We start from the raw sequence: 14082 nt of genomic DNA, 5'->3' as shown, positions 1-14082 counted from the left end.
TAGTGGAATATTTGGTTTCTAATATAGAAAGCATTTTGCTCAATGGTACTCAACTTTATTCACAATTATGTACCGGCTATTTTCTATTTTCTGATTATCTCCCTAATCGATTCATGCCTGATTTAGCCTTCTGGTCTATTGAGGACTGAAAATCATGATCTTTCATAGATAAACATAACGAATAATCCTGTATGGCTTTGCTTTTCTGACCTAGATTCTCGTAAAGCTGAGCTAATTCCAAAGCCGATCTAGCCGCAAATTGTTCCTGGCTTTCCTGACCTAATTTTATTGTTTCATTATAGCAGGAAATGGCGGCCTCTTTCTTTCCTGTTAAATTACATATATGTCCATAGCGGTAATAATATTCTAATTTTTCTGCAAGACTTCCTAGTTCCGCTGGTTTTTGCGTGGCTAATTCGTCCAATGCTTTAGTATAATAGCCCCCATCACAGTATAATTTAGCTTTCAGTAATAGTACATTGGGGAAATTAGGTGATTTCGCATAACGTTGTGCATATTTATCGGCATCTACTTCTAAACTTCCTGTTTGTAAAATTTTCTGTTTATAAAATAAAGCATTCTTGATTTCTCCTTTTATTAAATAGTAGTAACTGAGTTTTTGGTAAGCATTCTTCAAAAATACACTGCCCTTATACTCGTTGATAAACCTTTTTAGATAGATTACTGTATTCTCATCCATTTTGTCCAATAGGGCTATTCCTAATTGGCAATTAAATAAAGGCACATCTAAATAGGCACTGCTTTGGTTTCTCGCTTGTAATGTCTGTTCGGCTAAACTAGCTTTATTGTCGTCTAAGGCCAGGTTGGCTTTCATATAGGCAAACAGAAGATTATTTTTTGTATCTAGTTTGCTGTCATTGATATAATTCCAAGTCTGCTCTCTATCCTCTAAAAGGTAAAACTTCAGATAGCAATAATAGAGGATAGTTTCTATTTTTAGATGTGTATCATTATCGTCACTATGATTTAAAAAGTTTACTAATTTAGATACCCCGCCTCTAATACTTCCTCTCATCCCTAATAAATTCGTTATCCACTTATAACTATCAGGGGCGCTTCCGATTATTGCTTCCTCTAGACCAAGCAGAATCTGGTTATATTTAAATTGGGGAAATTTGCTCTGATTATTTTTTAATTGTAAGAATGATTTTCTAAATTGAAAGCCGCCGGATACAAACTCGTTGAAACGAAGATGAATAAATGCTCCTTGAAAATTCATGGTCGCTTTACAATAGCCATACCACGGAGAAGATTTATCACCCCTATCTAATCTATTCATTCTGTCTTCCATCAAAGGCTTCCACGTTGCATATTCTTGTGGGGAGCCATTGAAAATTAGGGTCAGAAAATCGGCATAGTTAGCAAGGAATACAGGAATTAAGTTTGTCGGATTTTGCTGTTCTTCTATTGCTATGAGTCTGCGGCCCTCATTCATTTGCAGCGACATGATGGATTCATAAGCCTTATCACAACGCTTATTAAAATCATAATGATAATTTGCAATATTATGACCAAATACTACGCCTAAAAACGAAAGAAAAAATACACTGGCGGATAAAAAATTTTTTATAATTTTTTTCGTCTGAAAATAAATGTTGTCCGAATTCATGTTAATCATTTTGATTATTAAATAGGCGGACCCCTGCATTTGCTGGTCTTTGCCCTAAAGTAAATTCGATGAATTTTCTATGTTCTTTAGCGTTGGTAACCTCAGAGCATATCAATTTACTTAATCAAAATAACTAAAGCTAGTCCCAGGCGTAAGTGCTTTGAGGGTATCATACATCAGTTGAACAGTATTGATAATGTCATCTTTGTGCAACATCTCTACAGTCGTATGCATATAGCGTAGCGGAATAGAAATTAGCGCAGAAGGACAACCATCATTGGCGTATGCAAAGCTGTCTGTATCAGTTCCGGTGCTGCGGCTGGTGACGCGTAGCTGCACATCAATCTTGTTTTTCTTGGCTACATCTTGGATGAATTGTAATAATTTATTTTGCACTGCCGGCCCATAGGTCAGCGCCGGACCTTCGCCACAGGCGGTATCGCCTTCAATATTTTTGTTGATGAAAGGAGTTTGTGTATCGTGTGTAACATCGGTAATGATGGCTACGTTTGGCTTGATACGCCGTGCGATCATTTCAGCACCCCGCAAACCGATTTCTTCTTGTACGGCATTGACGATATACAAACCAAATGGCAAAGTTTGCTTGTTTTCTTTCAGCAGTCTTGCCACCTGTGCAATCATAAATCCGCCGATGCGGTTGTCAAAAGCACGACCAATAAAATGACCATTGGCCAACTGGTCGAAACCATCTTCATAAGTGATAACGGAGCCTACATGGATACCTAATGCTTCTACCTCTTTTTTGCTTTTTGCACCACAATCTAAAAATAAATTATCGGGCTTGGGTTGAGGTTCTTTTGTATCCGGATTATGTCTTGTATGTATAGCCGGCCAACCAAAAACGGCTTTAACCGGACCTTTTTTACCATGAATCCATACGCGTTTTGCAGGTGCAACCTGGTGATCTACACCACCATTTCTTTTTACATAAATAAAGCCTTGTTCGGTGATATAATTAACAAACCAACTGATTTCATCAGCGTGCGCTTCTATCACTACTTTAAATGGATGCTCAGGATTTATAATACCAACAGCCGTTCCGTAAGCATCGGTAAAATAATCGTCAATATATGGTTTCAAATAATCGAGCCATAATTTTTGACCGCTACTTTCAAAGCCGACAGCGGAAGCGTTGTTAATATAGGTTTTTAAAAAGGATAACGAAGTATCGTTCAAGATAGATGATTTTGTTTCTTTTGTTTTCTTAGGCTTTGCCATAATTATTATTGAGGTTGTTTGAATTAATCCTATTTAAGGCAAAGATATGATAAATCGGATTTTTGTGGTCATTGGATTCACCGACCCCGGGTTTGTGCCGATGGGGATTTATATAATGAGGGAATCTTCAAAAGTAAATTCAGACTTTTGTATATACGATCGATTGAATAAAGCTATGATAATAAAAAGATTCTTCTTTTTTGATGTAATTGTAAGCAGCAAAATAAGGGTACATGTCTATTAAATTGTTTGTTTCCACCATCCCGAAAGTTCTAAAAAAAAAGTACATCATTTTTATCATTGCGGATTTCCACCATTTTCCTTTCTCTGTATTTAAATAAAAGTCACAATAGAGCCACAGGCCACTTTTACCTAATAATGAATCTATCTGAGGAAATGCATTTTTTGTTTGTTTCGTTGTAAAATTATCAAATAAAAATGCGGTCATTACCACATCGAATTTTGTATCGCAATGATAATCTGCCAAGTCCTTTTCTAAAAAAAGGACTTGGTTGTTTCCATAGTTTCTGGATTTGGCCAGTTGCATCATTTTCCTGGAAATTTCTACATAAACAATTTCTAAACCAGCATTGTATCTTTTTGTGATTGCCTCTAAAATCCAACCGGTACCACCACCTATAATAAGAATCCGGCTATTTGGTTGCAGAAATATTAGTTGGTTTATCTGCGCAGATCTTTGTGCATTAAAATAAACCAACCTACTCAGCAAATCGTAGACTGGCGCAATTTTATCGTAATTATTGGTATATTTTCTCTTCATTTTAGTAGGCAAAATGGACGGCAATGATACCGCAAATGGCCTTGAACAATATGAGGCCATCAATGACCACCAGATAAAAAATGTTGGATTGTCTTTTATGCAATCGGTAAGCCAAATAAATGGTGAGTATAAATGGTAAAGTTTTAAAAAATAGTTGCATAAAGCTAAAATGGTTAATCAAACCAAATGCAAAGAATGCCAACATTCCAATAATAGAAAGAGGTATAAGAATATAGTAAATGGTTTTGCGTAAGCCGAAACTTACGATAAATGTCCTTAAATGCTTGTTCGCGTCTGTGGGATAATCCTTTATATCAAACATAATAGCATTTACAGTGCAAAACATCCAATTATTGATAAACAACCAAATCCATAAATTAGAAATAGGATATTGACCCCTGTATTCAATTCTCAGCATAAGCAGCGGTAAGACATTCGCGGTACAAGCCCATACAAATCCAATGACAAAAGCTTTTAGCCATCCCGTATTGCGTAAATTATATTTGAAAATAAATTTTGGCAATAGGCCATAATACAATATGCCGGCAAGAATAATAACGAAAGCAGAAAGCCAATAACTAAAAGGAAGAACCTTTAAATTATCGACATATAGGATAGAAAGATAAATAAGGATAATTAGACTTGTAATCGCTAAAATTATTTGGCTCCATTTTACAAATTTCTTATTTACAAAATACCAATGTGACCGCGGATTGGTATGTAATTTATAAACCCCTGCGTAGGTGTAAGCATACGTATAGTAAACCGTCGGTGCGGCAAATATTAGTATAAAATAAAGAAATGTATTAAAGGGTAATCCCAATTCTAAAGTAGATTCAATATTTAGTGCAATCGCCAAAAGACCAACAAAGTAGTTGCCGAAGAAAATAGATTGAAAGATTTTATTTTTCAACTGGGATAATTTTTAATACCCAACAAAATTAAAGCAATTAGTGTAGCTATTTACTTAATTCATTTTTGAATTCTTGACGAATTAAATGCCAAAAAAGCAGCCACCGTGGAGATAGCTGCTTTGAATTTAGTTTTTTGGAAAAGTTATTGATATTATTGCTGTGCTGATTCTTTCAGCATTTCTTTAACAGCCGCGTCCAATTGATCGTCCTTGCCGTTGAGAAAGTCTTCATAAGGCAAAGGCACACGGATGTCCGGTTCTAGTTGCAGGCCCTCTGTTGGACGATTTTCTTTTCCAATTGTCGCAATCATTGGAATGCCGAAAATCAAGGTAGGATCAATTTGCGTTTCCCACCACACCGCTGTACCCGTACCGGCTACAGGCATCCCTATTAATTTGCCTATGCCCAACTCTTTATATACATACGGGAAAATATAAGCATCGCTATAATTGCTTTCACTCATTAGCACACAGCTTGGTTTCTGCCATTTGTTTATAGGTTCTCCGCTTTTTAGTAAATTACCCTGAGGGGCAAATTTCAAATAGCTTTTGCCGGATAAGAACGTTGCTAGATCATCGTGCAGCCAGCCGCCGCCATTGAATCTTGTATCAACGATGAGTGCCTTTTTATCTCTGTCTTTGCCCATCACTTTATCAAAAGTTTCACGGAAACTGCCGTCGTTCATGCCTTCAACGTGCACATAGCCAATCTTTCCGCCGCTTAACTTGTCTACCATTTTTTCCATAATATTCGTCCAGCGTTTATACATAAGGCCCGACTCTTCACGCAGAGAAATGGGCCGTATTACTTCCTGCCATTTTCCCGCATTGTCGGAAAAGGAGAGAAGGGTGTTTTTCCCCTCTTTGTTATTTAATAGTTTTTCCCAATTTGTATTACTGGTGATGTGTTCGCCATCAATGGCTTCCAGAATATCGCCGGATTTAATTTTGCTTTTGGCGATGTCAATAGGTCCACCAGCGATTACCTCGGTTATTTTTAAGCCATCTCCTTTATAGGTTTCATCATATAATAAGCCCAATGCCGCTGTTTTATCACCATTTGGGTCATTAGGATAATAACGGCCGCCAGAGTGTGAAACATCTAGCTCTCCCAACATTTCACTCAGTAGTATTTGGAAGTCGTAATTATTATTGATATGGGGTAAGAAGCGCGCATAAACTGTTTTATAATTGTCCCAATTAACATTCCCTAATTTGGGGTCAAATAATTTTTTCTTTATTTGCCGCCAGGCGTGTTCAAAAATATAAGCGCGTTCTGCCGATGCGTCCAGCAGCATGCTTCCATCAATTTTAATGGGAGTTACTTTTCCGCTTTCGGCGTCTACTTTCATCAGACCACCCCCTGAACTTAGAAAAAGGCTTTTGCCGTCTTTGCTTATTTCTAAGCTGCTGGGCGATCCACTAAGTTTGGCCAAAATTTTAGTGTCGTGTGTGCGGGGTTCTGTAACCCAAAGGTCATAACCCTTTTCAAAAGCAGCTAAGTAATATACTTTAGAACCGTCATCATTTAAAGCGTAATCACTGATGGATGAACTGTTGATCGTCAAGCGCACTTCGCGATTTTCCAGATCTGTAAGGTCTAATTTCAAATCTTTTGTAGAGTCTTTGTTATCGGCTTTCTTACCTGATTTACTTTCTGCAATTTCTTTTTTTGTATCGTCGGTATTCGTTTTTGTGGTATCGCCGTTCTTTTCTGTATCTTTTAATAATGCAAAGTCCTCTTTACTAAGCATGTATTCATCATATGCTTTTTTGTCAAGGAATACGCCATATATATCTACCTCGCGACTACCCTGATCCGCTAGTGATTTACGACCCAGTTTATCGCTCAGCCACGTCAGCATTTTGCCACCCATTTCCCATTTATTATTTGCTTCGCCAAAACCACTGCTTACCGGATAAATGATTTTTTGAGAACCATCGGCTTTTATTAGGGCTGCATTGCTGGATGCGAAATAGCCATTTTCGTCATCCGTAATAATCCATTTGCTGTCCGGACTCCAGGAGAAATCCCAATCCCCGTCAGAATAAGAATAATTATGTCCCGGCGGCAAAAGAGTAACCGTTTTTTTAGTAGCGATATTATATACTTTCAGAATATTGCGCTCTTCGATATAAGCTATCTCCTTACCGTTGGGCGAATATTTAGGTTGATATTCCTCTTTGTCCGTAGCTATTATAGGCTCTTCTTTCAATAGCGTAGAAACATAAAAATAAGGCTCATCTTTTCTTACGATAGAGGTTTTGTAAATGTCCCAACTATCTCCACGCTCGGTCGCATAAATAAGACTTCTGCCATCCGGACTCCACTGCACCATTCTCTCCTGCTGGGGAGTATTGGTTATACGTTTAGTCTCCCCATTTTCAACAGCAGAAACGAATATTTCACCCCTATTGACAAATGCCACCTCTTTTCCGTTGGGGCTTACCGTAAATTCGCTAACGTTTCCGCCAACGTGTAATTTCTTTTCTATAGCACCGCCACCGTCATTATTGATTTGAATGGCTACTTTTTGTGGGGCACCATCACCTTTAATGGTATATATTTCCCCATTCCAGGTAAAGCATAAAATGTTGTTATTGGAATTGCTGAGATATCTTACCGGATTCTCTTTAAAGCTCGTTAATTGTTTTTCGGCGGCATTAGAATTGACGTCCGTGCTATATATGTTTAGTGTACCACTCTTTTCGCTTAAATAATAGACGGTTTTATCGTCACTACTGAAGACAGGATTACGGTCTTCTCCATTAAAATCACTTATTTTGCGATAGGTATTATTGGCGACATCCATTATCCAGATGTCTCTGGTTACAGCAGAAGTGGCGTGCTTACGTAATGCATCTTCATAACCTTTAATGTCTTCAAACACGATTTCGCTTCCGGTGCTATTATAGCGGGCGTTCTCCATACCCGCGGCACTTACCAATAAAGGTCTCCCGCCGGTTACGGGGATGGTATAAATATTTTTAAATAGTGCAATACTGAATCGCACACTTTTGGCAGGTGCATTGCGCGCTGATGCAAATAAAACGGATTTGTCATCCGGGGAAAAATCGTAGGGATAATCGTTGCCGCTAAAATAGGTAAGACGCCTGGCAGTGCCACCATTTGCCGGCATAATATAAATGTCAAAATTTCCGTAACGGTCGCTGGCAAAAGCAATATATTTTCCATCATGGCTCCATACCGGCATCATATCGTGTGATGCTTCAATAGTGAGTGGTTGCGCTGCTCCGCCGGAAGCATTAACCGTATATAAATGCCCCTTGTATTCAAACGCGATTGTTTTACCGTCGGGAGAAATAGACGGCGTTTGCATCCATAAGGGGGTAATCTGCGAGAAAGCCATTACAGCCGAAAATAGGAATACCAATAACAGCAGTTGTTTTTTCATTTTTTTTAGTTTAGTCTTCGAATCGAAGCAATAGTTATTACAATAATAAAAATACTGCTATAAAAATACATTATTTCTTTTATTGATATTGAAAAAAGTGATAAGTGGTAGCTCTTGTTTGAAAACATGGCTATGGTGTTGCTATTTTTTGGTCCTTTAATTATATCAGGACGAACAAATCCTTTAATTTTGCCAGCAATATGATTGTTCAGAAACCGGCTATCGATATCTTTTCGGCGAATGCGATAAATTTGGAAAATGTATTGTCGCTTTTTCAATTTCAATATGCGCAAAATAAAATCTATAGGGATTGGTGTGACGCTTTGGGTGTTGAGCCAAAATCGGTAAAAGTGATGACAGATATTCCTTTTTTACCTATTTCTTTTTTTAAAACGAATAAAGTTGTTTGTGGTGATTTTGAACCCGAACTCATTTTTGAAAGTAGCGGAACTACCCAAACTATCAACAGCAAACACTACATAAAAGAAGCAAAAATATATGAGCAGAGCTTTGTAAAAGCTTTTGAACAGTTTTATGGAAATATAGACGAGTACTGTATTGTAGGCTTGTTACCTGCCTATCTTGAAAGAAAAAATTCTTCGTTAATAAAAATGGTCCATGATTTAATGACTATTTCCGGGCACGAAAAAAGTGGATTTTATTTGTACAATTTTGAGGAGTTGGCGCAACTGTTGGCCGATTTAGAGCATAAAAAGCAGAAAACACTTTTATTGGGTGTGACTTTTGCGCTACTTGATTTTGCCGATCAGCACCCTTTGCAATTAAAAAATACCATCGTGATGGATACAGGTGGAATGAAAGGCCGAAGAAAGGAATTAACAAGAGCCGAAACACATCATATGTTAGGAAGGAGTTTTGGTGTCGAAAAAATTCATTCCGAATATGGAATGACTGAACTTTTGAGCCAAGCCTATTCAAAAGGTGATGGAAGATATAAATGTCCCCCATGGATGAAAGTATTGGTGCGTGACGAAACCGACCCTCTATCGATAAGCGACAGGGGCAAAGGCTTGTTAAATATTGTTGATCTGGCGAATATTTATAGTTGTTCCTTTATCGCCACGGAAGATGTCGGAATCATTGAAAAAGATTATTTTGAAGTCTGGGGCAGATTGGACAATAGTGACATTCGTGGATGTAGTTTATTAGTCGTTTAAATATTATTTATGAATTTTTAATTTTCTTTTAAACTAAAATCGATTTATTTATTCAAACTATGTAAGTGATTGTTTTATATTTACACTATTAAAATAGAAAAAATGAAAAAAGTACTAGTTATCGCCCTAAGCTTCGTTACGACAGTATCTTTTGCACAAATACGTAAAGGCAATACCATTATAGAAAAAACCAGAATTGGTTTATTTGGTGGTTTATCGCTCTCCAATCAAACAACCTCTGACTCGTACGGGAATGCTTATTCTGATATGACCAAGGCGGGCGGCATTGCAGGTATTTCAGTCATTGCCCCTATTAGTTATGGATGGTATTTCCAACCGGAATTGACTTATAGTAATATGGGTACTACTTATTACGATAGTCAAATTTATGATGGCAATAAAAATCTGAATTTGAACTATTTGAGCGTTCCTTTACTGTTTAAATATAGTGAACCTTTTACCGGCCTAGGTCTGTTTTTTGGCCCGCAATATGGCTATTTGCTCAATGCTAATATCGCCCCGACAGGCTCTTTCAAAAGCGATTATGCAAAAGCCGATGTCACTTCGGATTGGAAAAGAAGTGATCTTTCCGGAATTGTAGGTCTGGAATATTATTTCCCTAACGATGGTACGCCCGGTCCCAAGTTTGGGTTCTCTGCCCGTTTCCAATTAGGATTTTTGAATGTAAATAATGGGGGTGTCTCAAATGGTACTACCGTTACCAATAATGGATTCTTTATTACGGCAGGTGTAAGATTCTAATTTTTTTGTGAATAATAAAGGACGAGTGGTTGGAGAAAAGAACTCCAGCCACTTTTTGCTTTGGGTCTGGCAAACGGCCTATAAGTTCTCGCCCCGATTTTGCAGGTAATCAGTTGCTGCTTTACGGGTTATTTGTTAAAGCCTTTTGGGGCGCATGCCCTTTTTCTTTGCTTTATGATTCCCATTTCGAAGTTTTACATTCATTATCTTTGCTGCAGTAAATGGTAAATGTAGTGAAATGATGGTCGCTTAAACATATTGGCTTTAAGGGGCCCATAAAACGATAACCTACCTGTGTACGTAACAGAAATAATTTTTTAGGATAAAAACCTAACCTTTATTATGCAACAAAAAATACAGCTTCGTCTCCGTCCTTTAGAGGCGAATGATGAACAAATAATTCTTCAAAAAATTGCTGAAAGCACTCATCAGCAATTGGGAAATATTTCGGGATTTATCATCCTCAAAAAATCTTTGGATGCCCGTAGCCGACAGGTATGGGTCAACCTTACTGTAAATGCTTTTATTCAAGAACCTTATCAGCAAAGAGTTGCAAAAGGTGTCATTTTAAAAGACGTAACAAATACCACTAAAAAGGTGCTGGTGATCGGCGCTGGCCCTGCTGGATTATTTGCAGCGCTTAAACTGATAGAGCAAGGCATACAGCCCATCATCTTAGAACGAGGTAAGGATGTAAAATCACGCCGAAGAGATTTAGCGGAACTAAATAAAAAGGGCATTGTCGACCCGGAAAGTAATTATTGTTTTGGCGAAGGTGGGGCAGGTACCTATAGCGATGGTAAGCTTTATACACGCAGCAACAAACGTGGAAGTATTGATCGGGCTTTAAACATCTTTGTGCAATTTGGTGCCGAAGAAAAGATTTTGTTTGAAGCTCATCCGCATATTGGCACGAATAAACTTCCACAGATTATCACGGCTATGCGCGAAGCCATTGTAAATTGCGGAGGGCGATTTTTATTTGAGAAAAAAGTAGTAGATTTTGTCATTGACAAAAATAAAATCCGATTCGTACAGACGGCTGATGGTGACAGGTTTTCAGCCGATGCGATCATTCTAGCTACCGGTCATTCTGCGCGGGATATCTTTGAATTATTGCATAGAAAAGATATTTTAATAGAAGCCAAACCGTTTGCACTTGGCGTTCGTGTCGAGCATCCACAAGCGCTCATTAATAGTATCCAATATCATTGCTCTTCCTCAGAAATTGAATCTAACAGCTTACCCCCGGCCTCCTATAGTCTTGTTGAACAAGTCAATGGACGCGGGGTGTTTAGTTTTTGCATGTGCCCAGGGGGCATTATTGCTCCGGCAGGTACTTCTTCTGGAGAATTAGTCGTCAATGGTTGGAGCCCCAGCAAGCGTAACAACCCGTTTGGTAATAGTGGAATGGTCGTGCAAGTGGACGTCCCGGATGCTCTACAATATTTTAAGGATGAAAATCCGCATGCTGATGACCCGTTATTGCTAATGAAATTTCAACAACGAATAGAACAAAAATGTTTTCAAGCAGGTGGCGGAAACTTTGTCGCACCGGCACAACGTTTGATTGATTTTTGTATGAACAGGAAATCTGCTGATTTGCCTGAAAATAGCTACATACGCGGGTTGCGTTCGACGGAATTAACAAATGTATTGCCTCCTTTTATCACGGATACTTTACAGGAAGGGTTAAAATCTTTCGGAAAAAGAATGCGTGGTTATTATTCCAATGAAGCCATTGTGGTAGCCACTGAAAGTCGAACGTCTTCTCCGGTACGCATTCCACGTGATAGTCAAACATTACAACATCCGCAGGTGACGAATCTATACCCTTGTGGAGAAGGTGCGGGTTATGCCGGCGGTATTATCAGCGCCGCCATGGATGGCGAGCGGGTAGTGGATGCAATAACAGCTAATTGGTGAGGAAGCGGTCACGACTTGAAAAAACCTTTGACTTTTTGATCATCAAATTTTTCATCTAATAATCATTAATGAATTTCCTCGCACACGCCTATCTTTCATTTAATCATGATGATATTTTAATCGGAAATATGATTAGTGATTTTGTGAAAGGGAAGCAGAAAGACAATTATCCTGAAGGGATAAAAAAAGGCATAATGTTGCACAGGCAAATCGATACTTTTACCGATATGCATCCGGTGGTGATGGAGGCGAAGAAAGTTTTCAAACCTTTAGTGAGGTTGTATGCCGGTGCTTTTGTCGATGTGGCTTTTGATTATTTTATAGCGAATGATGAAGAGCAAAAAACAGAAAAAGAATGGAAGATTTTTGCACAAGACACTTATGGTATTTTGGAAAAATACCGGCCATATTTTCCGGCAAAATTTGCACAATTATTTCCTCATATGCGGCAATATGATTGGTTGTATAACTATCGTTTTGCTTGGGAAATGAAAAATAGCTTCAATAATGTTATTCGGCGGGCAAAATATTTATCGATTGATGGAAACCTTGTATTTGCGGCATTTGAAGAAAATATTCCTTTGCTGAAAGAATGCTACGATGACTTTTTTCCCAAATTAAAGGCATTTGTTTTAAGAGAATTATAGCTGCCCCGTCGCTAGTCTGCTTAGCTAGAAAGAATATGCGGGGAAGGAAAATCTGGGTGGCAGTTATTTATGGTGAGCAATTCGCTACGCTAGCTTTATAGTCGAAGGGCTCAAAATTCTTTTTTCGACCTGTTCCTAGCTCGCAAGCCTTGTCACTTTCGCCATAACCCGTTACGGCCCGATAGTTTTATACTGGTTGCGCCAGGGGTGGCTCCGACACCTAAAAGAGGCCTGTTTTCAGCTCCGAAGCCAATAAATTTAACCTGCTTTATAGCGGCTTTTATAAAATAGTACACCTATCCTTGGTAATAAATTTTACCTTTGCTCATCTTTACATTAATTATTATTCAACTATGACAAATGACAATGCGCACTATAAAGTTGCAACGAAAATGATTCACGCCGGTGTAGAACCGGATGCTGAAACAGGAGCTATTATGACACCGATATACCAAACCTCCACCTTCAAACAGCAATCACCGGGCGTTACCAAGGGCTATGATTATTCGCGTGCAGGCAATCCTACAAGAGCGGCATTGGAAAAAGCTTTGGCAACTATTGAAAATGGAAAATATGGACTGGCCTTTAGCAGCGGTGTGGCTGCGACTGATGCCGTTATTAAATTGCTGAGCCCTGGTGATGAAGTGATAGCGGCTACCGATATGTACGGAGGTACTTATCGTTTATTTTCTCAACTATTTGCGAAGTTTGGTATTCAGTTTCATTATGTAGACATGAAGGATGTTGAAAATATCCGTCCTTTATTGAATAAAAAAACCAAACTTATTTGGACAGAGACACCTACCAATCCCCTTATTAATATTACGGATATTGAAGCTGTGGCAAAACTGGCGAAATCAGTAGGTGCGTGGCTTTGTGTGGATAATACTTTTGCTTCTCCATATTTGCAAAATCCTTTGAATTTTGGTGCAGACATTGTTTTGCATTCTGCCACCAAATATCTCGGTGGCCACAGCGATGTCGTATTAGGAGCACTTATCGTGAACGATAAGGATTTGTTTGATCAATTATATTTTATTCAAAAAAGTAGTGGAGCTATTCCCGGACCCCAGGACTGTTTTTTGATTCTACGTGGGATCAAAACTTTGCACGTGCGTATGGACCGGCATTGTGAAAATGGTGAGAAGATTGCTCATTTTTTACGCAATCATCCCAAAGTGGCTGTGGTACATTGGTGTGGTTTTGAAGATCATCCAGCATACGCCATTGCAAAAAAACAAATGCGTAAGTTCGGGGGGATGTTGAGTTTTGAACTAAAGAATGGTTCGATAGAAGAAGTAGATCGGGTAGTGACATCTACCAAGATTATTACCTTAGCCGAAAGTCTTGGTGGTGTTGAATCTTTAATTAATCACCCAGCGAGAATGACGCACGCTTCCATTCCCCGTGAAGAGAGAATTAAAAATGGTTTAAATGATTCTTTAATGCGTTTGAGTGTAGGTATCGAGGACGCTGATGACCTGATTGAAGATTTGAGACAGGCCCTGGGTGAATAAAATAATTGCTACAGCAAGTTTTGCGGTATCAATGCTTGCTGTAGACTTTTGTTTTAAAGAATATTTATGTGAA

10 protein-coding genes are annotated in these 14082 nt (G+C 38.5%); 5 read left to right on the top strand and 5 right to left on the bottom strand.

The window, feature by feature from the left end; genetic code table 11:
- Positions 1–94: 94 nt before the first annotated feature.
- The 5 genes from ACQR30_RS02385 to ACQR30_RS02365 all read right to left on the bottom strand — a co-directional run bounded on the left by ACQR30_RS02385 (position 95) and on the right by ACQR30_RS02365 (position 7979).
- Positions 95–1630 (bottom strand): tetratricopeptide repeat protein, encoded by a 1536-nt coding sequence (locus tag ACQR30_RS02385; RefSeq protein ID WP_429730733.1) that lies wholly within the window; start codon positions 1628–1630, stop codon positions 95–97.
- Positions 1631–1750: 120 nt separating this feature from the next.
- Positions 1751–2869, bottom strand: coding sequence for a M42 family metallopeptidase (locus tag ACQR30_RS02380; protein ID WP_429730730.1), 1119 nt, complete (start codon positions 2867–2869; stop codon positions 1751–1753).
- Between the two features lie 139 nt (positions 2870–3008).
- Complete coding sequence (locus ACQR30_RS02375; RefSeq protein WP_429730727.1) at positions 3009–3650, bottom strand: class I SAM-dependent methyltransferase; 642 nt, start codon at positions 3648–3650, stop codon at positions 3009–3011.
- A gap of 1 nt (position 3651) precedes the next feature.
- Positions 3652–4563 carry a hypothetical protein gene (locus ACQR30_RS02370; RefSeq protein ID WP_429730725.1) on the bottom strand — a complete coding sequence of 304 codons (912 nt, stop codon included), beginning with the start codon at positions 4561–4563 and terminating at the stop codon, positions 3652–3654.
- Between the two features lie 152 nt (positions 4564–4715).
- Positions 4716–7979, bottom strand: coding sequence for a S41 family peptidase (locus tag ACQR30_RS02365; protein WP_429730722.1), 3264 nt, complete (start codon positions 7977–7979; stop codon positions 4716–4718).
- A 200-nt stretch (positions 7980–8179) separates the two neighbouring features.
- On the opposite strand from ACQR30_RS02365, the gene ACQR30_RS02360 reads away from it, so the two are divergent.
- From ACQR30_RS02360 to ACQR30_RS02340, 5 genes are all read left to right on the top strand, one after another.
- Positions 8180–9157, top strand: a complete 978-nt coding sequence (locus ACQR30_RS02360; protein WP_429730719.1) for an acyl transferase — start codon at positions 8180–8182, stop codon at positions 9155–9157.
- 102 nt (positions 9158–9259) lie between these two features.
- Complete coding sequence (locus ACQR30_RS02355) at positions 9260–9919, top strand: porin family protein (protein WP_429730716.1); 660 nt, start codon at positions 9260–9262, stop codon at positions 9917–9919.
- A gap of 342 nt (positions 9920–10261) precedes the next feature.
- Positions 10262–11845 carry an NAD(P)/FAD-dependent oxidoreductase gene (locus ACQR30_RS02350; protein ID WP_429730713.1) on the top strand — a complete coding sequence of 528 codons (1584 nt, stop codon included), beginning with the start codon at positions 10262–10264 and terminating at the stop codon, positions 11843–11845.
- Between the two features lie 68 nt (positions 11846–11913).
- Positions 11914–12492 (top strand): ACP phosphodiesterase, encoded by a 579-nt coding sequence (locus tag ACQR30_RS02345; protein WP_429730710.1) that lies wholly within the window; start codon positions 11914–11916, stop codon positions 12490–12492.
- A 353-nt stretch (positions 12493–12845) separates the two neighbouring features.
- On the top strand, positions 12846–14009 hold the full coding sequence (locus tag ACQR30_RS02340; protein ID WP_429730708.1) for a cystathionine gamma-synthase: 1164 nt from the start codon (positions 12846–12848) through the stop codon (positions 14007–14009).
- The last annotated feature ends 73 nt before the right edge of the window (positions 14010–14082 follow it).

The sequence above is a fragment of the Arachidicoccus sp. genome, from assembly GCF_050436765.1.
Taxonomy (GTDB): Bacteria; Bacteroidota; Bacteroidia; order Chitinophagales; family Chitinophagaceae; genus Arachidicoccus.
The sequence above is the reverse complement of the archived record's forward strand: the minus strand, read 5'-3'. Positions and strand labels throughout refer to the sequence as shown.

Excerpts from the sequence above, each read along its gene's own strand:
- ACQR30_RS02385 (WP_429730733.1), bottom strand. The coding sequence starts at position 1,630 with ATGAATTCGGACAACATTTATTTTCAGACGAAAAAAATTATAAAAAAT.
- ACQR30_RS02380 (WP_429730730.1), bottom strand. The coding sequence starts at position 2,869 with ATGGCAAAGCCTAAGAAAACAAAAGAAACAAAATCATCTATCTTGAAC.
- ACQR30_RS02375 (WP_429730727.1), bottom strand. The coding sequence starts at position 3,650 with ATGAAGAGAAAATATACCAATAATTACGATAAAATTGCGCCAGTCTAC.
- ACQR30_RS02365 (WP_429730722.1), bottom strand. The coding sequence starts at position 7,979 with ATGAAAAAACAACTGCTGTTATTGGTATTCCTATTTTCGGCTGTAATG.
- ACQR30_RS02360 (WP_429730719.1), top strand. The coding sequence starts at position 8,180 with ATGATTGTTCAGAAACCGGCTATCGATATCTTTTCGGCGAATGCGATA.
- ACQR30_RS02355 (WP_429730716.1), top strand. The coding sequence starts at position 9,260 with ATGAAAAAAGTACTAGTTATCGCCCTAAGCTTCGTTACGACAGTATCT.
- ACQR30_RS02350 (WP_429730713.1), top strand. The coding sequence starts at position 10,262 with ATGCAACAAAAAATACAGCTTCGTCTCCGTCCTTTAGAGGCGAATGAT.
- ACQR30_RS02345 (WP_429730710.1), top strand. The coding sequence starts at position 11,914 with ATGAATTTCCTCGCACACGCCTATCTTTCATTTAATCATGATGATATT.
- ACQR30_RS02340 (WP_429730708.1), top strand. The coding sequence starts at position 12,846 with ATGACAAATGACAATGCGCACTATAAAGTTGCAACGAAAATGATTCAC.